Origin of the sequence: Pseudomonas izuensis (genome assembly GCF_009861505.1) — a bacterium.
In the GTDB taxonomy this organism is placed as follows: domain Bacteria; phylum Pseudomonadota; class Gammaproteobacteria; order Pseudomonadales; family Pseudomonadaceae; genus Aquipseudomonas; species Aquipseudomonas izuensis.
In genome coordinates, this window is the sequence record NZ_WTFT01000002.1 from 217,735 (window position 1) to 240,417 (window position 22,683).

A 22,683-nucleotide genomic window follows, 5' to 3' on the forward strand; every position below is an offset into this window, starting at 1 on the left:
GGGGACAACCCATTGTGTCGAATGAGCTACTTTGTATAGGGCGAAAGACGCTGCTGGCGGGCGTCTGAAGGCTGACGTATCCTTCGCGGTTCTTGAGCCGACTGGCTCGCAAAACCGCTATTTTTTCGTGTATTTCCGGAGTTCGCTGAATGTCTGTCGGTTGGCTGCGCGCCTGTGCGCTGGTGATGTTGGGGCTGTTCAGCGTGTCTGCGCTGGCCAAGGATAAAACCGCGATCGTGATCGGTGGCGGGGTCGCTGGCCTCACGGCCGCTTATGAACTGCAAAACAAGGGCTGGCAGGTCACGCTGCTGGAAGCCAAGCCGAGCCTGGGCGGTCGCTCCGGCATGTCCACCAGCGAGTGGATCGGCAACGACAAGACCCAACCGGTCCTGAACAAGTACGTATCGACCTTCAAGCTGAGCACCACGCCGGCGCCTGAGTTCGTGCGTACGCCGGGCTATCTGATCGACGGCGAATATTTCAGTGCCGCCGATCTGTCGACCAAGCAGCCGGCTACCGCCGACGCGCTCAAGCGTTACGAGAAAACCCTCGACGACCTGGCGCGTTCGATTGATGACCCGCAGAACCCGGCAGCCACCAGTTCGCTGCACGCCCTGGACCAGATCAACGTGTCCAGCTGGCTCGACAAGCAGAACCTGCCGGCCACCGCGCGTCAGTTGATCAACCAGCAGATCCGTACTCGCTACGACGAGCCTTCGCGTCTGTCGCTGCTGTATTACGCTCAGCAGAGCCGCGTTTACCGTGGTGTGGCCGACCGTGACCTGCGCGCTTCGCGTCTGGTCGGTGGCAGCCCGGTGCTGGCCCAGGCCTTCGTCAAGCAGCTGAAAACCATCAAGACCAATTCCCCGGTCTCGTCCATCACTCAGGAAAAGGACGGTGTCACCGTCAAGGTCGGCAGCGTCGGCTATCAGGCTGACTATGTGGTGCTGGCCGTGCCGTTGCGCGCCCTGAACAAGATCCAGATGATCCCGGCGCTCGACGATCAGCACCAGGCGGCGATCAAGGGCACCAACTACGGTTGGCGCGACCAGATCATGCTGAAGTTCAAGACGCCGGTATGGGAAAGCAAGGCGCGGATGTCCGGCGAGATCTACAGCAACACCGGCCTGGGCATGTTGTGGGTCGAGCCAGCCCTGAAGGGCGGCGCCAACGTGGTGATCAACCTGTCCGGCGACAACGCCCGGGTGATGCAGGCCTTCGGCGACAAGCAGATGGCCGACCAGGTACTGATTCGCCTGCATGCGTTTTATCCACAGGCGCGCGGTTCCTTTACCGGCTATGAAATCCGTCGCTACAGCACCGACCCATCGATGGGCGGCGCTTACCTGGCCTTCGGCCCGGGCCAGATCAGCAAGTACTGGCGCCTGTGGGAGCGTCCGGTTCAGCGTGTAGCCTTTGCTGGCGAACACACTGACACCTTGTACCCAGGCACCCTGGAAGGCGCATTGCGCACTGGCCAGCGTGCAGCCGGTCAGGTCGAAGATCTGGCGGCCGGCAAGTCGTTTGAACCGGCCAAAGCAGTTCCAGTGGCGGCGGCAGCAGCGGCAGGCGCCGGCGCGGTGGCGGCGAAGAAGGGCAACTTCTTCAGCAACCTGTTCGGTAGTTCGGATGACGAGAAGAAGCCGGAGCCGGTCAAGGCGCCAGAGCCGGTCGCTCCAGCGCCAGCCCCGGCCCCAACGCCGGCACCAGCACCTGCTCCGGTCGAGGCACCGAAGCCTGCTGCACCGGTAAAAGCCGAGCCTGCCAAAAAGGCACCGGCCAAAGCCCCGGCGAAGAAACCGGCCGCCAAGACCGAGGCGAAAAAAGCCCCGGCCAAGGCTCCGGCGAAAAAGGCTGAACCAGCGAAGAAGCCAGCGGCGACTACTGAGACCAAGGCTCAGTAACGTTCAGGTGTAAAAAAGCGCGGCTTAAGAGCCGCGCTTTTTTTTGCTCGTATTTCAAGTGAGACATCTCGGTTTTGACTGTGCAGTCCTACACGTCTCAGAGATAAATCAGAGACTTCCCACAAACGTATCAGAACGAAAGGATAGATGTCGTCTGATCTTTAGCTATAGGCTATTAAAAAACTGGAGGTAATATGAAAACACTTGCAGGAATAATTGTATTGATAACACTTTCTGGCTGTACGAATGGCCAATTTTTTCCTAAAGGGTATGGTCATGAATTGGCCTATACATGTCAGATAAATCCCTACGATCCTGATTGCTTACAACCGCCTCCTGTCTTCAAAAGCTACTAGGTATGTAGTTAGTCAATCATGGTTAAAAAGGTCCTAATGAAAAATTCCATTCATAAATCTTTTCACCATTCGGTAGCTCTCTAACCAGACCGTCCTTTGGCTTTGGAATACGGCCAGGTATGAATCCAATGCGAGCCCAGCGCATATTTCCAGTGCGCCTATCGTAAATGATTAGGTTCCCATCATCTTGCATAACCATACAAGTGTTGTACCAAAGCGATTTATCAATCCTATGGGTGCTTTCAGCAATCCACATGCGCTTTCTGGCGGGATCGTAGAGCGTCCCGTTATTGGCGATCGCAAACCGCAGCGGCTCATTCATTTTTTTCTGATATCGGGTCCTGCTATAAGGTTGGTGCTCATCTGCAACCCAGATCACAACTTCGCCATCTTTAATGACCAAGTTCCCGTCGGCCTGTAATAACAAGCTGAACCGCCTGTTCTCGGACAAAAGGAACTGTCCCGGTGACATCGTTTGATTGGGCGGCAGTACCGATGTGCCACTTGCCTGGAATGGGGTAAACGTAGAAGCCATGTTTTCACCTTGATTAATGAACTGTCGAGCGCTTAGTTAATCAAGTTCGAATATTGAAGTGCCGATACATATTTATTGCATGCCTTAAAAACATTTATCGCTTGAACAGGGTGCCGACGAAGGCGGCCTGCTTGGCGATGCACGGCTCGAGGCTGTCTTCGCTGGCAAGCCAGCTCCTACACGGGGCGGGGATGACAGAAAAGTTTGTGGTTGACGCAGCATGTGTAGGAGCCGGCTTGCCGGCGAAGGCGTCCTGTCTGGCGATGCAAGGCTCGAGGTTGCCTTCGCTGGCGAGCCAGCTCCTACAAAGGTCGTTGAAGGTGATGCGGAGGGCAATCGAATAAATTTTGTGCCAAGGTGTTCTTCAATTGGACACACTTTTTTTCACAATCTGCCCTTTAATCTTTCCTTAACTCAGCCATTTCAGACTCTTGATCGCATTTTTCGATATTTCAAAGCGAAATTTTCCGCTTTAATTCGATAGATAACTCGATAGTCTTGGGCCAGCACTCACAGGATCTAGGCAATGCAGCTACGTAACTCTACTTCCCGTTATGGTTTGGTCAGCATAGTCCTGCACTGGGGCGTGGCACTGGCGGTGTTCGGTCTGTTCGCGCTGGGCCTTTGGATGGTCGGTCTCGACTACTACAGCACCTGGCGTAAAGACGCACCGGACTTGCACAAGAGCATCGGCCTGGTGTTGCTGGCTGTGATGGTGCTGCGGGTGCTGTGGCGCTTTGTCAGCCCGCCGCCGCCCACTTTGTCCAGCTACAGCCGCATGACACGCCTCGGCGCCCACTTCGGCCATGGCTTTCTGTATCTCACGCTGTTTGCTGTGATGATTGCCGGTTACCTGATTTCCACCGCAGAAGGTGTCGGGATTCCGGTGTTTGGATGGTTTGAAGTGCCTGCGCTGGTGTCCGGACTACCGGACCAGGCAGACACCGCTGGCGCGATTCATCTCTACCTGGCGTGGGTGCTGGTCATTTTTTCCGGCCTCCATGCGTTGGCAGCATTGAAGCACCACTTTATCGATCGCGATGTGACCCTCAAACGAATGCTGGGTCGCAAAGCCTGAAGCTCAACCTCGACTCCAAAGGAAAACAAAGTATGTTGAAAAAGACTCTGGCCGCTCTGGCAATCGGTTCTGCCCTGTTGTCCACCGGTAACGTTATGGCCGCTGACTACGTGGTCGACAAAGAAGGCCAGCACGCCTTCGTTGACTTCAAGATCAGCCACCTGGGCTACAGCTACATCATCGGTACGTTCAAGGACATCGACGGCAAGTTCAGCTTTGACGCTGCCAAGCCTGAAGCCAGCAAGATCGAGTTCAATGTGAACACCGCCAGCGTGTTCACCAACAACGCCGAGCGTGACAAGCACATTTCCAGCAAAGACTTCCTGAACGGCACCAAGGCGACGTTCGTTTCCACCAGCGTCAAGCCAACCGGTAAAAACGCCGCGGGCAAAGACACCGCTGACGTGGCCGGTGACCTGACCATCCTGGGCGTGACCAAGCCAATCGTGGTCAAGGCTACTTTCCTGGGTGAAGGCAAGGATCCATGGGGCGGCTACCGTGCCGGTTTTGAGGGCACTTTCGGCCTCAAACGTTCCGATTTCGGCACGCAGAAAGACCTGGGCCCATCGTCCGATGCGGTTGAAATGTACGTCTCGTTTGAAGGTGTGAAAGCGAAATAACTTTCGCGCCTGACACAAAAACGCCCGCTGCTCTCACGAGCGCGGGCGTTTTTTTATTGCTGTATACAAATCCCTGCTGGCATCAAAAAATCCCTGTGGGAGTGAGCCTGCTCGCGAAGGCGGTGGTTCATCCAACTTTGATGGCGACTGACACGCCCCCTTCGCGAGCAGGCTCGCTCCCACAGGTTTTCTCATTCGCCAAAAAAATGCCCCGGACCTTTCGGTCCGGGGCATTTTTCATTTCAGCGACAAATCAGCGATTGCGAGTCAGCAATGCCGGTTTTTCACCGCGAGGACGGCTTGGCAGTTGATCCAGCTGCTCAGGTGTCGGGAAGCGATCGGCCTTCGACTCCTTGTGCATGATCTTCGGTGTCGGACTGCGCGGGTTCTGCACGGCCGGTTCGGAACGGGACTGGTCATCACGGGCCGGGCGGCGATTGCGCGAGTCTTCGCGACGGGCCTGACCGTCACGTGGCGCACCGTTGCGTGGGCCGTTGCGCTTGGCTGGCGGCGTGCCAGTGCTGGCGCCATCGCTGTTGCGCGGACCGTTCTGGCGACCCTGAGGCTTGCCACCCCGTGGAGCGCCCGAACCGGCGGCCGTACCTTGTGCCGGAGCACCTGGACGGCGGCCACGGCCCTGGGCCGGTTTCTGTTGTGGCACGTAGTCGACGCGGTTACCGAAGTTATCGATATCGTCATCCAGGAACTCGTCTGGAGCGCGATCAGCGGCGGCACGTGGTGGTTGGCTTGGCTGACGCTGTTCACGGGCCGGGGTGCCTTCGCGAGGCTTCTGCTGACGGGCCGGACGCTCGCCACGCTCACCCGTCGCGGGCTTCTCCTTGCCCTTGTCCTTGCCCTTGTCTTTACGACCGCCACCGCTGCCGTTCGGACCATCGCCGCGCGGGCCACGTGGATTGCGCGGGTTGCGCATGTCAGGACGTTCGCGGGCTTCCGGTTTTTCAGCTTCCACGGCGCTGGCATCGAAGCCCATCAGGTCGCCGTCGGCGATTTTCTGCTTGGTCATGCGTTCGATGCTTTTCAGCAGTTTTTCTTCGTCCGGGGCCACCAGCGAGATCGCTTCGCCCGAACGACCGGCACGGCCGGTACGACCGATGCGGTGCACGTAGTCTTCATCGACGTTAGGCAGTTCGAAGTTGACCACGTGTGGCAACTGGTCGATATCGAGGCCGCGGGCGGCGATGTCGGTGGCGACCAGGATGCGCACAGTCCCTGCCTTGAAATCGGCCAGGGCTTTGGTGCGGGCGTTCTGGCTCTTGTTGCCGTGGATCGCAACGGCGCTCAGGCCGTGTTTGTCCAGGTACTCGGCCAAGCGGTTGGCGCCGTGCTTGGTGCGGGTGAACACCAGCACCTGTTCCCAGGCGCCAGCGGTGATCAGGTGCGCCAGCAGCGCACGCTTGTGGCTGGCGTGCAGGCGGAACACGCGCTGTTCGATGCGCTCGACCGTGGTGTTTGGTGGCGTGACTTCAATGCGTTCCGGGTTGTGCAGCAATTTGCCGGCGAGGTCGGTGATGTCCTTGGAGAACGTCGCCGAAAACAGCAGGTTCTGCCGTTTGGCTGGCAGGCGGGCCAGGACTTTCTTCACGTCATGGACGAAGCCCATGTCGAGCATGCGGTCGGCTTCGTCCAGCACGAGGATTTCCACGTGGGACAGGTCGACGCTGCCTTGGCCGGCGAGATCGAGCAAACGGCCAGGGCAGGCCACCAGCACGTCGACGCCACGGGACATGGCCTGAACCTGAGGGTTCATGCCGACGCCGCCGAAGATGCAGGCGCTGACGAATTTCAGGTCACGGGCATAGACCTTGAAGCTTTCATGCACTTGGGCAGCGAGTTCGCGCGTGGGGGTCAGGACCAGTACGCGCGGCTGGCGCGGGCCATGACGCTGGGATTTGTCCGGGTGACCGTTGGGGAACAACCGCTCCAGGATCGGAAGGGCGAAACCGCCGGTTTTACCAGTACCTGTCTGTGCCGCGACCATCAGGTCGCGACCTTGCAACACGGCGGGAATGGCCCGCTGTTGCACCGGAGTAGGCTCGGTATAGCCCGCTGCCTCAATGGCGCGGACTAAAGCCTCGGAGAGACCGAGGGAAGCAAAGGACATGAGAAATCCTGTTTTAGTTAGGGCTTGGCCCAATGGGAGTCTTGCCTGGCGCGAATGGCGTTTAAGGAGACGCTATCCCGTCCGGTCCTGCTGGGTTTCGAAGGTTCGTCTGGAGTGCTCGCGCGGGCTGAAAAGCTGCGCTGTAGCGGGGTCGAGATGCCTTGAACGATTCCGAGCGTCCGGGCGTGAGCCTGGCGGGAAGGCCGGAGTATAACAGAGCAATCACTGCGCGCCGCTTTCCTGCTGCTCAACGGTTTTTGTACGGGGCGCGGTGGCACTTGCGGTACTCGCTGCGTTTGCAGCGGTTACCGGGGCAGCGCCGTAGCGGGCGCTGAGCTCTGCGTAGGCCGGCTCGCGCTTAAAGCGTTTGAGCTCGGCACCGAAGCGTTGTACCAACAAATCCATGCCGGCATTGCGACGCACCGCCAGAAACTGGCTCTGCTGGCTGATGACAGTCGGGTTTTCGGTAATCTTGTCACGGATATTCAGCTCGTCGAGCAAATGCTGGCCGACCCGGCGGTCGGTGATCAGCAGGTCGATCCGTCCGCGCACCAGCTTGCCGAAATTGGCTTCATGGCTCGGTGCCGGTTCGCGGGTGAACAGCGTCGACTCCCTGAAATCCTGGCTGTAAAGGTAACCAGGCGAGGTGCCGATGGTCAGCCCGCGCAGTTCGTCGAGGGTGCGAAACGGGTGCGGTCGACCATTGGCGTAGAACATTACGAACTGGACTTCCGAGAGCGGTTCGCTGGGGTAGAGCAGGGTCGCGTCGCGCTCATCACTGTGGAAAATGTCCAGAGCGCCATCGGCCTGACCCGTTTCGAGCATCGACAAGCAGCGCTTCCACGGCAGGAACTGCCATTCCACTTCGATGCCCAGGCGCTTGAACACAATGGCGGTGGTTTCGTAATCGAGCCCAAGGGATTTGCCGTTCTCCTCATAGACATAAGGAGCCCACGGTTCCGTGACAATGCGCAGTTTCTCGCCCCGGGCGGCGAAGCTCAGGCAAGTAAAAAGCACAACGGTAAGCAGCTGGGCAATGGCGGGCATGGCCTGAGGTTAGTACGCTGAACGCCTAATGAGAAGCTCTGGCGTGCATGTTTAGCGTTGTACCAGAGCTGATTGGGTGCGACGTCGCTATTTGCTCGACGTATTGAGCAAGTGTGCGTGGATCGCTGTGCACCGCTCACCAAGAATCATCTTGACCAGGGGCTTGGTGAACCAGTCCTCAAGCAGGTGTTGCCCAACCGGCGTACCGAGGCGTTCCTGCTGGTTCTGCAATGCCTTTTCCCACCAGACCGGTCCGCAGGCCTGGTCGAACTCGTTGGGGTGTTCATAGCAGCCGTAAAGGACTTCGCGAATGAATTGGCGCAGATGTTCGGGCAGCGCCAGGGTAATGACTTTGTAGAGCATTCGCTGTGGTCGTGGTGGCCGTGGAAGATGAGCCGACACGCGGTGGGTGTCATCCAGTGCTGCCGGGCTGGTCGGTTGTGCGGCATGTTTGACAGCCCAGGCTTTGACCTTGGCCCTGAACAATTGCTTGCGACTCCAGTAGTGGTGAATCAGGTCCGGACACTTTTTGATCTCCAGCGTCCGATAGGCAGCTACCGACAGGCAGAACTCTTCGAGGGTGTATGCGCCCTGCGCCAACGGGAACAATTCGTCGATCAGCGCGATCGAGCGATCGAGGACTTGAATGTCCTGCCGGTTCAAACCGATGACACCGGAATTGAGCAGCATCATCTGGTCGTCAGCCAGGCCCCTTTCCATGAGCGTTGCCGACAACGCGGTGTAGAGCAGGTTCTCTTTGTTGTTGCCGTAGTGGGTGTAGTAGTCGTTACACAGCAGCGTGCCCGGTTGCACGCGTTCGAACAACTTGAGTGGTGAGCAGTGGAAGAACGTATCGGTGTCGATCAGCAGCGCCGTGTCGAACTCTTCCAGCACTGTGCGCAGGGCGACATGCTTGGCACGAAAGTGATAGCCGTGGGGTTCGTTCCAGCGTCGGCGTGTTGCTTCGTCGAGAGGGCGTACGTGCACCGGCAGTTTTTCGTAGGGCTGCGGGTTGTCGCTGAAGACCTGGATATCGAGCGCCGCGTCTGGCGTTTCACGCAGCCAGGCCAAGGCACTGGCAATGCTGAACACGGCTTCCTGATGGTAGGTTTCGGAGCCGAATACCAGGTAGACGAGTTGAGGGCGTGAGGTCGAGGGCGCAGTCATCATGGGGCTACAGCTTTCCGTAGGTTCTTCCGAATGTAAAAGGCCCTCCGAAGAGGGCCCCGTATACCAGCGTGGAAACGATCAGCGCGGTAGCTTCAAGTTGTTCCACACAGCCAGACTGGCTTCAGCCTGGTTCAGGGTATAGAAATGCAAACCTGGCGCACCGCCTTGCAACAAACGCTCACACATTTCGGTAATCACCTGCTCGCCGAAACGCTGAATGCTTTGGGTGTCGTCACCATACGCTTCCAGTTGCTTGCGAATCCAGCGCGGGATTTCCGCCCCGCAGGCATCGGAAAAGCGTGCCAGTTTGCTGTAGTTGGTGATCGGCATGATGCCCGGCACGATCGGGATGTTCACGCCCAGTGCCCGCACACGGTCGACAAAATAGAAATAGCTGTCGGCGTTGAAGAAGTACTGGGTGATCGCGCTGTCGGCGCCGGCATTGGCCTTGCGCACGAAATTGGCAATATCGTCTTCGAAATTGCGCGCTTGCGGGTGCATTTCCGGATAGGCGGCAACTTCGATGTGGAAATGATCGCCAGTCTGTTCACGAATGAATTCGACCAGGTCATTGGCGTGGCGCAATTCGCCGCTGGCCATGCCCATGCCCGAAGGCAGGTCACCGCGCAGGGCAACGATTCGGGTAATACCGGCGGCCTTGTATTGGCTCAGCAGGCCGCGCAAGTCGTCCTTGCTGTCGCCCACGCAAGACAGGTGCGGTGCGGCAGGGATTTTGACTTCGTTTTCAAGCTGCAACACGGTGTTGAGGGTGCGATCACGAGTCGAACCGCCAGCGCCGTAGGTGCAGGAGAAGAAATCGGGGTTGTACGTGGCCAGCTGGCGAGCAGTGGCGAGCAGCTTTTCATGCCCAGCGTCGGTCTTCGTAGGGAAGAACTCGAAGCTGTAGCGACGATCTTGGGACATGGTCATATCCTTGGAAACGCGTAAGCCTTGCAGTTATCGCGCTACCCGTGGGAGCAAAGCTTGCTCGCGATGGAGGCGCCTCGGTACCCAGGGCATACTGTGGTGATGCTATCGCGAGCAAGCTTTGCTCCCACAGGTGCGCGCGGTTTCTGCATGAATCCGCCCCCCCACGGGGAGCGGATAGCTGAATCGATCAGTAGCGGTAAGCGTGCGGCTTGAACGGGCCTTCGACGGTCACGCCGATGTAGTCGGCCTGGGTCTTGGTCAGTTGAGTCACGACGCCGCCGAAACCGCGGACCATTTCCAGGGCCACTTCTTCGTCGAGTTTCTTCGGCAGTACTTCAACGGTCAGGCGCTCGGCTTTCTGGGCTGGCGACAGGTCGGCGTATTTCTGGCCGAACAGGAAGATCTGCGCCAGGACCTGGTTGGCGAACGAGCCGTCCATGATGCGGCTTGGGTGGCCGGTGGCGTTGCCCAGGTTAACCAGACGGCCTTCGGCCAGCAGGATCAGGTAGTCGTCGTTCTGGGCATCGAATGCGCCAGGACCGGTACGGTGGATCTTGTGTACCTGTGGCTTAACCTCTTCCCATGCCCAGTTCTTGCGCATGAAAGCGGTGTCGATTTCGTTGTCGAAGTGGCCGATGTTGCAGACGACAGCACGCTTCTTCAGGGCCTTGAGCATGTTCGAGTCGCAAACATTGACGTTGCCGGTGGTGGTCACGATCAGGTCGATCTTGCCCAGCAGTGCCTTGTCGATGCTCGCTTCGGTGCCGTTGTTGATGCCGTCGATGAACGGCGAAACCACTTCGAAACCGTCCATGCAGGCTTGCATGGCGCAGATCGGGTCAACTTCGGAGACCTTGACGATCATGCCTTCCTGACGCAGGGACTGGGCGGAACCCTTGCCCACGTCACCGTAGCCGATGACCAGCGCTTGCTTGCCGGACAGCAGGTGATCGGTACCGCGCTTGATCGCATCGTTCAGGCTGTGACGGCAGCCGTACTTGTTGTCGTTCTTGCTCTTGGTCACCGAGTCGTTGACGTTGATGGCCGGGATCTTCAGCTCGCCCTTGGCCAGCATGTCCAGCAGACGGTGAACGCCGGTGGTGGTTTCTTCGGTCACGCCGTGGACGCGATCCAGTACCTGTGGGTATTTCTTGTGCAGCAGCTCGGTCAGGTCGCCGCCGTCGTCGAGGATCATGTTGGCATCCCAAGGCGCGCCATCTTTCAGGATGGTTTGCTCCAGGCACCACTCGTACTCTTCTTCGGTCTCACCTTTCCAGGCGAAAACCGGAATGCCGGCAGCAGCGATGGACGCGGCAGCCTGGTCCTGAGTCGAGAAAATGTTGCAGGACGACCAGCGTACTTCGGCACCCAGGGCAACCAGGGTTTCGATCAGCACGGCAGTCTGGATGGTCATGTGGATGCAGCCGAGGATTTTCGCGCCCTTGAGCGGTTGCTCTTCGGAGTACTTGCGGCGCAGACCCATCAGGGCCGGCATTTCGGATTCGGCGATGATGGTTTCGCGACGGCCCCAGGCAGCCAGGGACATGTCGGCGACTTTGTAATCGTTAAAATCTGCAGGCGTGATAACAGCGCTCATGAAGAGCCTCCATTCGTAAAGTATGCGAATGGGCGCCGTTGTGCGTTTAGTGTCGGGCCGATCAAGGCCTGGCAACGCCCCATCCGAGCCTGACAGGTCTAGCCTGCTGCAGCGCCCCTCGGACAGGTGGCGGGAAAACGGTATCAAGTCATGATGACCGTTTTGAAACGGGGGCGATTATAGCGGGCTATGCTGATCTTCCAAAGGGTTTCTGTCGGTCAATGTTCGAACGGTAATAGTGGCTATAGAAGATGCCGAATAGAGCTCTGGTCCAGGCTCTGCCATGATCCCTGGCATCTATCGGCAAGACGGTCAGGAGTGAGCATGAATTTCCACACCCGCAAATGGGTCAAACCCGAAGACCTCAACCCCAACGGCACGCTGTTCGGCGGCAGCCTTCTGCGCTGGATCGACGAAGAAGCGGCGATTTACGCCATCGTCCAGCTGGGCAACCAGCGCGTCGTCACCAAATACATTTCCGAAATCAACTTCGTCAGCGCTTCGCGCCAGGGCGACATTATCGAACTGGGCATCACCGCCACCGAATTCGGCCGCACCTCGATCACCTTGCGTTGCGAAGTGCGCAACAAGATCACCCGCAAGAGCATCCTGACGGTGGATAAAGTGGTCTTCGTCAACCTCGGGGAAGATGGTTTGCCCGCGCCGCATGGCCGGACCGAGATCAAGTACGTCAAAGACCAGTTCAAGGATGATGCCCCCGTCGAATAATGCGGGACCTGTAGGAGCCGGCTTGCCAGCGAAGCATTTGGCTGCCTTGAGGGCCCATTCGCTGGCAAGCCAGCTCCTACAAGGGAAGGTTTCGTTTGATAGAGCGGTGAACAGCTCCAACCCGCGCGGGTCGTAACTAAATCGCACGCCAGCGGTTCAGGAGCGTTATGGACACTCACAAAGCCGGCAAGACCCCCGACCTCTCGGCCAAAGAGCAGCACGAAGTCGAAAAGAGCCAGCCACCACGGGCGGCGGTGTTGCACGAAATCATCCGTACCCAGGGCGATCAGGAGCTTGAACGCAGCGTTGCCGCGCTGTGGTGGTCCGCGCTGGCCGCCGGCCTGACCATGGGGCTGTCACTGATGGGCATGGGCTTGCTCAACTCCCGGCTGCCGGATGGCGAAGGCTTCAAGGTGATTGCCAGTTTCGGCTACTGCGCGGGGTTTCTCGCGGTGATCCTCGCCCGCCAGCAACTGTTCACCGAAAACACCCTGACGGCGGTGCTGCCGATCATGAGCAAACCCACGCTGGGCAACTTCGGTCGATTGTTGCGGCTGTGGACGGTGGTGCTGGTCGGCAACCTGTGCGGCACCTTGCTGGTGGCCTACGTGATGCTGGAGCTGCCGATTTTCGACAGCAAGACCGATATCGCCTTCCTCGACATCGGCCGCAAGGTCATGGAAAACCACGCCGGCCAGATGTTCGCCAAGGGCATTGTTTCGGGCTGGATGATCGCCACCATGGTCTGGATGATTCCGTCCATGGAGAGCGCCAAGATGTGGATCATCATCCTCATCACCTACTTCATGGCGCTGGGGGATTTCACGCATATCGTGGTCGGTTCGCTTGAGGTTTCGTACCTGGTGTTCGCCGGCGAATTGCCGTGGAAGGATTTCTGGCTGGTGTTCGCCGGTCCCACGCTGGCGGGGAACATCATCGGTGGCAGCTTTATCTTCGCGCTGATCAGCCATGCGCAGATTCGCAGTGAAAGCGGGCCGCCGAAAAACGCAGCGGATCAGGGCGAGGAGCCCGACCCGCGGAAGATTGAAAAATAGTCGATATCAGCTTGCTGCATTAACCGCCGCTACGCCGCGACGTTGCAGATGGATAAAGAACAGCGCGGTCAGCACCGTCAGCCCGCTGACCAGCGCGCCCGTCCATGGCAAGTCCGCCAGGTCCGCGCCGCTGGCCACCACCAGCCCGCCAATCCACGCCCCGGCCGCGTTGCCGAGATTGAATGCGCTCTGGTTCAGGGTCGAGCCGAGATTGGGGGCTTCATGGGCCTGATCAATGATCAGCAATTGCAGGATCGGGCACAGGGCGAAAGCGAAAATCCCCCACAGCACCAGCGTGATCGCCGCCGGGATCACCGAGTGGCTGGTCTGGCTGAAGGCGGCCAGTACCAGCACCACAGCCAGCGCCATGCCGACCAGCGACGGCAGCAAGCGGCTGTCCGCCAGGCGACCGCCGAGCATGCTGCCCGCCGTCAAACCTACCCCGAACAACAGCAACATGATCGTCACGCCGTGGGGGCTGACGCCCGTGATGTCCTGCAGGATCGGCGCGATATAGGTAAACACGCTGAACAGACTGGTCGAGGCCAGCACGCTCATGCCCAGCGCCAACAGCACGTTGACCTTGCCCAGCACCTTGAACTCGCTGGCGAGGTTGGCCTTGTCCATCGCAATGTCTTTCGGCAACCAGAGCCATTGCGCAACGGCGGCGATCACACCGATCACCGACACCGCCCAGAACGTCGAGCGCCAGCCGGCGTATTGCCCAAGCGCAGTGCCCAGCGGCACGCCCAGCACGTTGGCCAGGGTCAGGCCGGTGAACATCATGGCAATCGCCTGGGCCCGTTTGTTCGGTGCCACCAACCCGGCGGCCACCACCGAGCCGATGCCGAAAAACGCGCCGTGGCACAGCGCGGTGACGACTCGAGCGGCCATCAGCGTGGCGTAGTTCGGCGCCAGGGCGCAGAGCATGTTGCCGAGGATGAACATCAGCGTCATGCCCAGCAATGTGGCTTTGCGTGGCATGTTGGCGGTGCCGACTGCGAGGATCGGCGCGCCGAACACGACGCCCAGGGCGTAGCCGGTAATCAACAGACCGGCATTGGGGATGCTCACCGCGAGGTCGCGGGCAACATCGGGCAGCAGGCCCATGATGACGAATTCAGTGGTGCCGATGCCAAACGCGGCAACAGCGAGGGCAAGCAAAGCGAGTGGCATGCGCAAGGTCTCTGTCGGTAGTCTTGACGCTGTGATCAGGCATACGCATGCCAACGACCCTTCTCGACGAGAGTGGTCAGGGGCAGATTTTATTGGATTTAGTCTGTGCGCAACTGAGTGCGGCGTGGTCGCTTGCAGTATAAACAGCTGCTGACATATCGCGAATCAATTCTCCCCCCGATACTTTGTGGGAGCACGGCTTGCCGGCGATGGCGATTTCAAGGGCGCCATCGCGGGCAAGCCTTGCTCCCACAGGGGGGCGGGGTGGACTGCAAAAGGAGTGTGCCGTGCTTGCGACGGCTCTGGTGTTGGTGGCGGCGCTGTTGCATGCGGCGTGGAATACCCTGATCAAATTCAGCGCCGAACGGTTGCTGGTGGTGGCGTGCATGGACAGCGTGGCGATGTTGTTTGTCGTTGTGATGCTGCCTTTCGTGGAACTGCCGCCCATTGAAATCTGGCCGTGGATTCTGGCCTCGGCCGCGTTCGAATTGCTCTATCGCTATTTGTTGATTCAGGCCTATCGGGTCGGCGACCTCGGGCTGGTCTATCCGCTGATGCGCGGGTTGTCACCGTTGGTGGTGCTGGCGCTGACGCTGATCTTTGCCGGGGAGGCGCTGACCCATCAGCAGATTTTCGGAATTCTGCTGATCCCGCTCGGCATGCTGTGCCTGCTGTGGCAGGGCGGAGGCGGTGCGCGCCTGCCCTGGTCGATGTTGCCGGTTGTGGCGCTGATTGGCCTGTGTATCGGTTGCTACACCTACATCGACGGCCAGGCGCTGCGGCGCTGGTCGCAGCCACTGGACTACCTGGTCTGGGTGACGCTGCTCAGTGCCTGGCCGTTCCCGTTGCTGGCCTGGGTACGCAAGCGGCCGGCATTCAGGCTGTTCTGGCGCGAGCAGTGGCGTTTGGGGCTGGCGGTCGGGTTCTGCGTGTTGTTCAGCTACGCTCTGGTGCTGTGGGCCATGCAGATGGGCTCGATAGCCGAAGCGGCAGCGCTGCGCGAGATCAGCGTGATTCTGGTGGTGCTGTTCGGTATGCGTTATCTGAAAGAGCCTTTTGGCGGGCCCAGGCTCCTGGCCTGCGGCTTAGTGCTGATCGGCATACTGGTGATGAAATTCTGACTGCTCTGACAATGTGAAGAAGGACTGCTCTATGACGGTTGCCCTGTGGTGCATTTTGATCGCGATTTTCCTGCCCTATGTCTGTACGGGCATCGCCAAGGCCAGTGGCGGTTATCGTCTGCAAGACAACCATGACCCCCGGGACTTTCTGGAATCACTGAATGGTTTTGCCAGGCGTGCGCATGCGGCGCAATTGAACAGCTTCGAAGTGACACCGGCGTTTGCCGCGGCGGTGATCGTGGCGCACCTGGTTGGCAATGCCGAGCTGGTGACGATCAATGTGCTGTCGGTGTTGTTCATCACCAGTCGGCTGCTGTACATCATTTGCTACCTGGCGGACTGGGCGATATTGCGGTCATTGGTGTGGTTTGTGGGGATGGGGTTGATAGCTGCATTCTTTGTTGTGTCAGTCTGAATCCTTATTGCCGATAAGGGCCTCATCGCGAGCAGGCTCGCTCCCACAGGTTATGCACAACCCCTGTAGGAGCGAGCCTGCTCGCGATGGCTATCTAACGGCCAACGCTTGGTTCAGGGCTTGGTCTTCTCCGCATCAGCGACTTGAGGCACCTGCGGCAACGCCGCGCCTTTGGGCCAGAGCATCCAGATCTGCCCCTGTTGCTTCATGTCCCCGGCCAGTTGCCCGGCCGCATCGCCCGTACCCCAGAACAGGTCCGCGCGAACCTCGCCGGCAATCGCGCCGCCGGTGTCCTGCGCCGCTACCGGTCGCACCAGTGCGCTGCCGTCCGGTTTGGTGGTGGATAGCCACAACAGGCTGCCCAACGGAATGACCTTGCGATCCACTGCGGCGCTGTAACCCGCCGTCAATGGCACGTTCAGCGAGCCGCGAGGCCCTTCATTGCTGTCGGGATTACGGGTGAAAAATACATAGCTGGGATTGCTGCCGAGCAGTTCCGGAATACGCGACGGATTGGCTTTGGCCCAGTTGCTGATCGCGCCCATGGTCACGTCTTCTTTCTTCAACTCGCCTTGCTCCACCAGCCAGCGTCCGATCGGTCGATACGGGTGGCCATTCTGGTCGGCGTAAGCGATGCGCAACTGACGGCCGCTGTCGAGCTGGATACGGCCCGAACCCTGGATTTGCAGGAACTGCAGGTTCATCGGATCGGTCAGCCAGGCCACCACCGGCGCCTTGACCCCTTTGGTTTCAATCGTTGCCGCATCGTCGTATGGCTTGAGCACGCGACCCTCGAGCCGGCCACGCAGGCGTTTGCCCTTGAGTTCCGGGTAGAGGCTGTCCAGGGCGACGATGATCATGTCTTCGGGCACGCCATACACCGGAATGTTCGCCGCCGCGGTCTGGGTCAGGCTGCCGGGGTAGACCGGCTCGTAGTAACCGGTGATCAGGCCGTTGGGGTTGTCGTTGGCGGCGCGCAGGCCGTAGACATCGAGGTTCTGCTTGAGAAAGCCGCGAATGTCGCCGGCCGTCTGCGGTACGTTGGCCGCCGCTGCGCAAGTGCCACCCCAGACCGGATCGGCCTTGAGTCGCGTGCAAGCGCTGCGCCATGAGCCGAAGCCGGCGACAAGGTCGTTGTCGGACACTGTCGGCAATGCTTCCCATGTGGCGCTGGAATAGGTGGCCAGGGCATGGGTCTTTGGCTGTTTGTTTTCGCCACCGGTGCAACCTGCGAGCAGGGCGACCATCGGCAGGGTCCAGGCCAGGCTGTAACGCCACGCCTTGAAACGGCTGTTCATGGAGTAATTCCTTTGCCGGTTGCATGTGTGCTCCATGCGCGCATGCAACCCGTATTGATAATAGGGGTATTGGTGTTTGCCTGGGACGCGAGGATACTGGCCGCCGTCTCCCGTGACCTGAAGCCACCATGACTCTTAAAAGACTTTCCGTTGTATTGCTGGCCTGCCTGACATTGTCCGCTTGCGGCGGTGTCGATCCCAATTCGCCGCTTGGTCAGCGCAAGGCCATTTTCAAGCAAATGCTCAAGACAGGCGAAGACCTGGGCGGCATGTTGCGTGGCCGTATTCCGTTCGATGGCCCGAAATTCGCTGACGGCGCGGCGAAGCTCGACACGCTGTCCCATGAGCCATGGAAGCATTTCCCGCAAGTGCGTGAAGAGGACCACACCAGTGCCAAAAGCGATGTCTGGCAGCAGCAGGAGCGCTTCCAGGCAATGGCCCGTACCCTTGAAGCCGCCACTGGTGAGCTGGTGATTGTCAGCCAGGTTCAACCCTACAAGGCCAGCAACCTGGGGCCGGCGGTGCAGAAGGTCGAAGACGCTTGTAGTGCGTGCCATAAAAAGTTTCGGGATCATTGAAATGTGTAGGAGCTGGCTTGCCAGCGAAGCTTTTGGCGCCCTCAAGGGCCTCTTCGCTGGCAAGCCAGCTCCTACAGGTCACTTGTCGAGTTCGTCGACGGCTTCCTGCAATTCCTTGCGGGACTCGGCCAGTTTGTCTTTGCGCTTGTTGATCTTCTCGGGATCGCCTTTTTTCATGGCCTTGTCGAGATCGGCCTGACGCTGGCTGACTTCGTGCTTGGCGGCGAGTACCTTGTTTTCCCGTTCTTTCTTCAGCGAGGCGTCGGTGCAGTTGGCGGTGACTTCGCTCAGGGCTTTTTCCAGGCCTGCCTGCTGCTCGGCATTGCCGTGGGACTTGGCCAGTTCGATCTGATTGATGATGCCTTGCTTCTTGGCGGCACAACCTGTCAGCCCCGGAGCTTCTTCGTCGGCCATCAGCGGGGTGGCCAACACACTGCAAAGGGTCAGCAGGGCGAGCGGTGAAAGAAATTTCATAAAAGCTCCATGTGAAAAGGCAATCGGGTCGATGCGGCGATGGTTGTTCGAGCCCATCGGTACCAGAGGGTTCCCGGACGCCAAGGCATCGCCGGTCGCTAAAAACCGTCTATCCCTGTCGCCCGTAAAGTTTCACTCAAGGCCAGAACCTGCGGGTCGCGAAAAAATGCGCTCAATTGCGCTGCGCGTCCCGGACCTATACCGGCTTCGGCCTGCCATTGTTCGGTGTCTCGTTGCGCCAGTGCCTGCCAAGAGCTCGCGAGGTGTGCCTGGCCTGTCGGCGGCATACCCAGGGCTTTGAGCCAACGGGCGAAAGGGCGTTGCCGGGCACTGTCGAAACTGCTCGAAAGTCGCGCGGCACTGCGCTCGCCGAAACCGTCAATGTTAGCAAGCTCTTGAGCATCGAGGGTTAACCAATCCAGCAGACTGTTCAGGCGACCTGCTCGAAGCAGTTTTTCCCAAGTGCCAGGGCCGACATGGGGCAAGGCCAGGCCCTGTTTGCCACTGAGCCAGGTCAGGCGGGCGAGAAATTGACCCTCGCATCCCGGTGTCGGCTGCCAACAGCTTAGCGAATGAAAGTCCTTGGCCCGCGGCACATTCAGTTCCGGGCGCTCGGTGCTGCGCAACACCACACTGTCCAACCGGGGGATGGTCAGGCCCGCAAGGCTGATGGCGACTTGGTCGTCGGGTCGAATGTCCAGCGCTTGCCAGCGTTGCAGGGAGCTCACGCTGACACGCTTGATCAGGCGGTCATCGAGCATCACCGGCGTCAGTTCCAGCACCGGCGTGATCCGCCCGGTGCGGCCAGCCTTGAAGTGAACCTTGCGCACCTCGGCCAGCGCCTGGGCGAAGGGATACTTCCAGGCAATGCTCCAATAGGGTGGTTTGGCTTGCCAACGCTCGGCGGGTGGACGTTTTTCCTGACGAAGGACGATGCCATCGCTGGCAAATGGTAAAGGCGAGCGGTACCAGTGATCACGCCAACGCTGCGCATCGGCCAGCGTGCTAATCGGCTGGCTGTAGGCCGTGGTGCCCGGAAAACCCAGTTCATCCAGCGCCGCGACGCGCTCTGGCCAGTTCGCCGGACCTTGGGGCCAGTCCCAGACAAACAGACCTATCCCGGTTGCCTGCTGCGCACTCAATGACTTGCGGGCCATCGAACCGGCAACCGTGGAACGGGCATTGAGGCTGCCATCCCGGGCCTGCACGTGCCCGGCCAGGCGCCAGTAAAGTTCACCTTGCACCACCAGATCCAGGGGTTGTGACAGGTGTGGGGGGATGGCCGCAATCTGGCGTGCCGAAGCCGTCCAGTCCTGACCCTGTGAGCCGTCGCCACGACTGATCGCCTGGGTCAGCAGGCCATTGCGGTAAATCAGGGTCACGGCAACGCCGTCGACCTTGGGTTGAGCCCAGACATCCGTGCGATCGCGCAGCCAATGCTCGACGGCTTGGTCGTCGTGCAGTTTGTCCAGGCCGGTGTGGGCGATGGGATGGGCAATCGTGCCGCGTGCAGTGCGCAGCGGATCTGTGGGGGCAATCTGATTGAAGCATTGGCGCCATTGGGTAAGGCGCGCGCGGGACTGGTCGTAGAGTTCGTCGGCGACCAGGGATTTTCCCAGGCCGTGATAGCTGTCGTCCCAGAGGTCGATCTGCTTTTGCAGGGCGGTGATTTCGTTGGAGGCGCGTTGGGGTGGCCAGTCGGGGCATTGGGTGGCGTTGGCGTTCAGGCAGGAAAAGGTCAGCAGGCAGGTGAGTAACAGGCGCAGGGTGAGGGGCATTGCGAGCGTCCTTGCTCAGTGGGGTGTTTGAAGGCTAGGTCAGTAAGGGTTGGCGCGATGAATGGGTGTTTTGCCGGATATTTTTGCTGGCGCGGCCGGCCTCTTCGCGGGCAAGCCCGCTCCCACAGAGATCGTTGGAGTGTTCAAATTTTGCGGACGACGCAGGTCCTGTGGGAGCGGGCTTGCCCGCGAAGGGGGCGACACGGTCTCAAGCGAAAGACAATAAAAAGCCCCGCACGGCAAACCGTGCGGGGCTTTTGGTACAGCCGGGGAAGTCTTACAGGCCGGCAGCGGAACGCAGGGCGTCGGCGCGGTCAGTTTTTTCCCAGGTGAAGGTGGTAAAGGTGTCGTCACCCACGGTCTTGGTCGCCGGGGTACGACCGAAGTGGCCGTATGCCGCGGTTTCCTGGTACATCGGGTGCAGCAGGTCAAGCATCTTGGTGATCGCGTACGGACGCAGGTCGAACACTTCGCGGACCAGTTTGACGATCTTGTCATCGCTGATCTTGCCGGTGCCGAAGGTGTTCAGCGAGATCGAAGTCGGCTGGGCGACGCCGATGGCGTAGGACACCTGAATCTCGCAACGCTCGGCCAGGCCGGCAGCGACGATGTTCTTGGCCACGTAACGACCGGCATAGGCAGCCGAACGGTCAACCTTCGATGGATCCTTGCCGGAGAACGCGCCACCGCCGTGACGGGCCATGCCGCCGTAGCTGTCGACGATGATTTTGCGACCGGTCAGGCCGCAGTCGCCCACCGGGCCACCGATGATGAACTGGCCAGTCGGGTTGATGTGGAACTGGGTGTCCTTGGTCAGCAGTTCGGCAGGCAGCACGTGCTTGACGATCAGCTCCATCACGCCTTCGCGCAGGTCGTTGTAGGACACTTCCGGGTTGTGCTGGGTCGACAGGACAACCGCGTCGATACCCACAACCTTGCCGTTTTCGTAGCGGCAAGTCACTTGCGACTTGGCGTCCGGACGCAACCAAGGCAACAGGCCGGATTTACGGGCTTCGGCTTGCCTTTGCACAAGCTGGTGCGAGAACGTAATCGGTGCAGGCATCAGCACGTCGGTTTCGTTGCTGGCATAGCCGAACATCAGGCCCTGGTCGCCGGCACCCTGATCTTCAGGCTTGGCACGGTCGACACCCTGGTTGATGTCGGGGGACTGCTTGCCGATGATGTTCATCACGCCGCAGGTCGCGCCGTCGAAGCCGACGTTGGAGCTGGTGTAGCCGATGTCGGTGATCACGTCACGAACGATCTGCTCCAGGTCAACCCAGGCCGAAGTAGTGACTTCGCCGGCGATGATCGCAACGCCCGTTTTCACCAGAGTCTCGCACGCCACGCGGGCGAACTTGTCTTCAGCAATGATGGCGTCCAGCACCGCATCAGAAATCTGGTCGGCGATTTTGTCCGGATGCCCTTCAGACACGGACTCGGAGGTGAAAAGGGAGTATTCGCTCATCTCGATGTTTTCCTGAAATTACCGATGGTGAGTGTCGCCAGCCGGCCGCTGAAAATGGCGGACCTGGATCTGGAAACCATTACGTAAGCCTACATAGAGGCTTTCCCCGGGAACGAGTCCCGCAGCGGTGGCCCAACGGGCCAGATCGTCCTGTTCAAACCCCAACCAGAGATCACCGCAGGCTTCCCTGGCCCAACTCTGGTTGTGGCTACATAACTCTGTCACTAACAGGCTACCGCCTGGTTGCAGCAAATTGGCCATGTGCCCAAGGGCATCGGCCGGTGCGGCGAAATGGTGAAGCACCATGTTCAGTACCACGCAATCGGCCTTGAGACTCACACCGTTCAAGGCATCGGCCAATTGCAGGCTGACGTTGGTCAGCATTTGGCGTTCGCACACCTGGCGTGCCAGTTCAAGCATCGCCTGGCTGTTGTCCAGCGCCGTGACCTGGGTGAAGCGGCGCGCCAGTTCCGGTAGAAACGCGCCGTCTCCGGGGCCGACCTCGATGGCTGTGGCGCCTTCGCTGAAACTCAGCTTGTCGAGCAAGGCCACCACGCTATCGCGATATTGTGGCAGGCCGGCGATCAAGTCTTGCTGGGCGCGGAATTTTTCCGCGACCCGTGAGAAAAAGTCCTGACTGGCCGCTGCCCGTTTGCCATGGACCTGAGCGATCCGCGACTGCACATCGGCCGGCAGGGTCAGGTCGTCCACCTCTTCGAGCAAGGCAGCGTGCAGCTTGCCGCCCAGCAGATCAGTGTGGGGCAGGGCGCGACGGTAAAAAATCGCATTGCCTTCACGGCGGGTCGCCACCAGGCCGGCCTGGGCCAATACCTTAAGGTGATGGCTCATGCCTGACTGACCGATACCGAAGATCTGCGCCAGTTCCAGCACACCAAACGAATCGTTGGCCAGTGCGCGCAATACATTCAAGCGCAGAGGATCGCCGCCGGCCTTGCACAGGGCCGCCAGCTCATCGCAATCGTCATGGCGAATGGAAGGCACGCGTAAATTCATAAGGCCGGCAGTCTAGTCACGCGCCGGAAGCACCGCAAGAGCAATATCAAAAAGTTTTGATATTGCTCGATAGATGGCACTTCTTAACGTTACGTTCAGTCAACAAACGAATGGCGGAAAGGTTTCACCCGCCGAAACCGTCGTTATCCATTGGAAAAACGCCTTCATATGACTATCTGTCATTGCCCCGAAGCGTCTCGGTGAGGGAAAATGCTCGC

General features: G+C 59.5%; 20 protein-coding genes and 1 riboswitch. Of the genes, 8 read left to right on the forward strand and 12 right to left on the reverse strand.

The window, feature by feature from the left end; all coding sequences use genetic code 11:
- Positions 1-149 precede the first annotated feature (149 nt).
- On the forward strand, positions 150-1,904 hold the full coding sequence (locus tag GPL81_RS01215; protein WP_160104881.1) for a flavin monoamine oxidase family protein: 1,755 nt from the start codon (positions 150-152) through the stop codon (positions 1,902-1,904).
- A gap of 378 nt (positions 1,905-2,282) precedes the next feature.
- Here GPL81_RS01215 and GPL81_RS01220 read toward each other — a convergent pair whose 3' ends face one another.
- A complete protein-coding gene (locus GPL81_RS01220) occupies positions 2,283-2,795 on the reverse strand; it encodes a hypothetical protein (protein ID WP_160104882.1) in 513 nt (170 codons plus the stop codon).
- Between the two features lie 526 nt (positions 2,796-3,321).
- Between GPL81_RS01220 and GPL81_RS01225 the strand changes: the two genes are divergently transcribed.
- Positions 3,322-3,873 carry a cytochrome b gene (locus GPL81_RS01225; protein WP_096514446.1) on the forward strand — a complete coding sequence of 184 codons (552 nt, stop codon included), beginning with the start codon at positions 3,322-3,324 and terminating at the stop codon, positions 3,871-3,873.
- 32 nt (positions 3,874-3,905) lie between these two features.
- Positions 3,906-4,493: a YceI family protein gene (locus GPL81_RS01230; RefSeq protein ID WP_160104883.1), complete on the forward strand. Its 588-nt coding sequence runs from the start codon at positions 3,906-3,908 to the stop codon at positions 4,491-4,493.
- 253 nt (positions 4,494-4,746) lie between these two features.
- On the opposite strand, the gene rhlE2 is transcribed toward GPL81_RS01230, so the two are convergent.
- From rhlE2 to ahcY, 5 genes are all read right to left on the reverse strand, one after another.
- Entirely contained in the window at positions 4,747-6,615 is a 1,869-nt protein-coding gene (gene rhlE2 / locus GPL81_RS01235; protein ID WP_160104884.1) for an RNA helicase RhlE2, read from the reverse strand.
- A gap of 222 nt (positions 6,616-6,837) precedes the next feature.
- The gene (locus GPL81_RS01240) at positions 6,838-7,662 is read right to left on the reverse strand and encodes a substrate-binding periplasmic protein (RefSeq protein ID WP_160104885.1); all 825 of its coding nucleotides are present in this window, start codon (positions 7,660-7,662) and stop codon (positions 6,838-6,840) included.
- A gap of 87 nt (positions 7,663-7,749) precedes the next feature.
- The gene (locus tag GPL81_RS01245; protein ID WP_160104886.1) at positions 7,750-8,832 is read right to left on the reverse strand and encodes a hypothetical protein; all 1,083 of its coding nucleotides are present in this window, start codon (positions 8,830-8,832) and stop codon (positions 7,750-7,752) included.
- 78 nt (positions 8,833-8,910) lie between these two features.
- The gene (gene metF / locus GPL81_RS01250) at positions 8,911-9,756 is read right to left on the reverse strand and encodes a methylenetetrahydrofolate reductase [NAD(P)H] (RefSeq protein ID WP_160104887.1); all 846 of its coding nucleotides are present in this window, start codon (positions 9,754-9,756) and stop codon (positions 8,911-8,913) included.
- 193 nt (positions 9,757-9,949) lie between these two features.
- Complete coding sequence (ahcY, locus tag GPL81_RS01255; RefSeq protein ID WP_160104888.1) at positions 9,950-11,359, reverse strand: adenosylhomocysteinase; 1,410 nt, start codon at positions 11,357-11,359, stop codon at positions 9,950-9,952.
- Positions 11,360-11,382: 23 nt separating this feature from the next.
- Positions 11,383-11,485: riboswitch (S-adenosyl-L-homocysteine riboswitch) on the reverse strand.
- A gap of 198 nt (positions 11,486-11,683) precedes the next feature.
- On the opposite strand from ahcY, the gene GPL81_RS01260 reads away from it, so the two are divergent.
- Positions 11,684-12,088, forward strand: coding sequence for an acyl-CoA thioesterase (locus tag GPL81_RS01260; protein WP_160104889.1), 405 nt, complete (start codon positions 11,684-11,686; stop codon positions 12,086-12,088).
- 167 nt (positions 12,089-12,255) lie between these two features.
- Complete coding sequence (locus GPL81_RS01265; protein ID WP_160104890.1) at positions 12,256-13,143, forward strand: formate/nitrite transporter family protein; 888 nt, start codon at positions 12,256-12,258, stop codon at positions 13,141-13,143.
- A 6-nt stretch (positions 13,144-13,149) separates the two neighbouring features.
- Here GPL81_RS01265 and GPL81_RS01270 read toward each other — a convergent pair whose 3' ends face one another.
- Positions 13,150-14,319: an MFS transporter gene (locus tag GPL81_RS01270; RefSeq protein ID WP_121104116.1), complete on the reverse strand. Its 1,170-nt coding sequence runs from the start codon at positions 14,317-14,319 to the stop codon at positions 13,150-13,152.
- A gap of 287 nt (positions 14,320-14,606) precedes the next feature.
- On the opposite strand from GPL81_RS01270, the gene GPL81_RS01275 reads away from it, so the two are divergent.
- Both GPL81_RS01275 and GPL81_RS01280 read left to right on the forward strand, forming a co-directional pair.
- Positions 14,607-15,440: an EamA family transporter gene (locus GPL81_RS01275; RefSeq protein ID WP_160104891.1), complete on the forward strand. Its 834-nt coding sequence runs from the start codon at positions 14,607-14,609 to the stop codon at positions 15,438-15,440.
- A gap of 31 nt (positions 15,441-15,471) precedes the next feature.
- Positions 15,472-15,855, forward strand: coding sequence for an MAPEG family protein (locus GPL81_RS01280; RefSeq protein ID WP_160104892.1), 384 nt, complete (start codon positions 15,472-15,474; stop codon positions 15,853-15,855).
- Between the two features lie 113 nt (positions 15,856-15,968).
- On the opposite strand, the gene mltA is transcribed toward GPL81_RS01280, so the two are convergent.
- Positions 15,969-17,153, reverse strand: coding sequence for a murein transglycosylase A (gene mltA, locus GPL81_RS01285; protein ID WP_160104893.1), 1,185 nt, complete (start codon positions 17,151-17,153; stop codon positions 15,969-15,971).
- A gap of 128 nt (positions 17,154-17,281) precedes the next feature.
- Here mltA and GPL81_RS01290 point away from each other — a divergent pair, with 128 nt between their 5' ends.
- On the forward strand, positions 17,282-17,731 hold the full coding sequence (locus GPL81_RS01290) for a c-type cytochrome (protein ID WP_160104894.1): 450 nt from the start codon (positions 17,282-17,284) through the stop codon (positions 17,729-17,731).
- A gap of 78 nt (positions 17,732-17,809) precedes the next feature.
- Here the strand turns inward: GPL81_RS01290 and GPL81_RS01295 are convergent, their stop codons facing one another.
- The 4 genes from GPL81_RS01295 to GPL81_RS01310 form a co-directional block, all read right to left on the reverse strand.
- On the reverse strand, positions 17,810-18,205 hold the full coding sequence (locus GPL81_RS01295; RefSeq protein ID WP_160104895.1) for a DUF1090 domain-containing protein: 396 nt from the start codon (positions 18,203-18,205) through the stop codon (positions 17,810-17,812).
- 98 nt (positions 18,206-18,303) lie between these two features.
- Positions 18,304-19,983, reverse strand: coding sequence for an NAD-dependent DNA ligase LigB (gene ligB / locus GPL81_RS01300; protein ID WP_160104896.1), 1,680 nt, complete (start codon positions 19,981-19,983; stop codon positions 18,304-18,306).
- 277 nt (positions 19,984-20,260) lie between these two features.
- Positions 20,261-21,451, reverse strand: a complete 1,191-nt coding sequence (gene metK / locus GPL81_RS01305) for a methionine adenosyltransferase (RefSeq protein WP_095195981.1) — start codon at positions 21,449-21,451, stop codon at positions 20,261-20,263.
- Between the two features lie 18 nt (positions 21,452-21,469).
- A complete protein-coding gene (locus GPL81_RS01310; protein WP_160104897.1) occupies positions 21,470-22,465 on the reverse strand; it encodes an ArsR/SmtB family transcription factor in 996 nt (331 codons plus the stop codon).
- Positions 22,466-22,683: the final 218 nt, after the last annotated feature.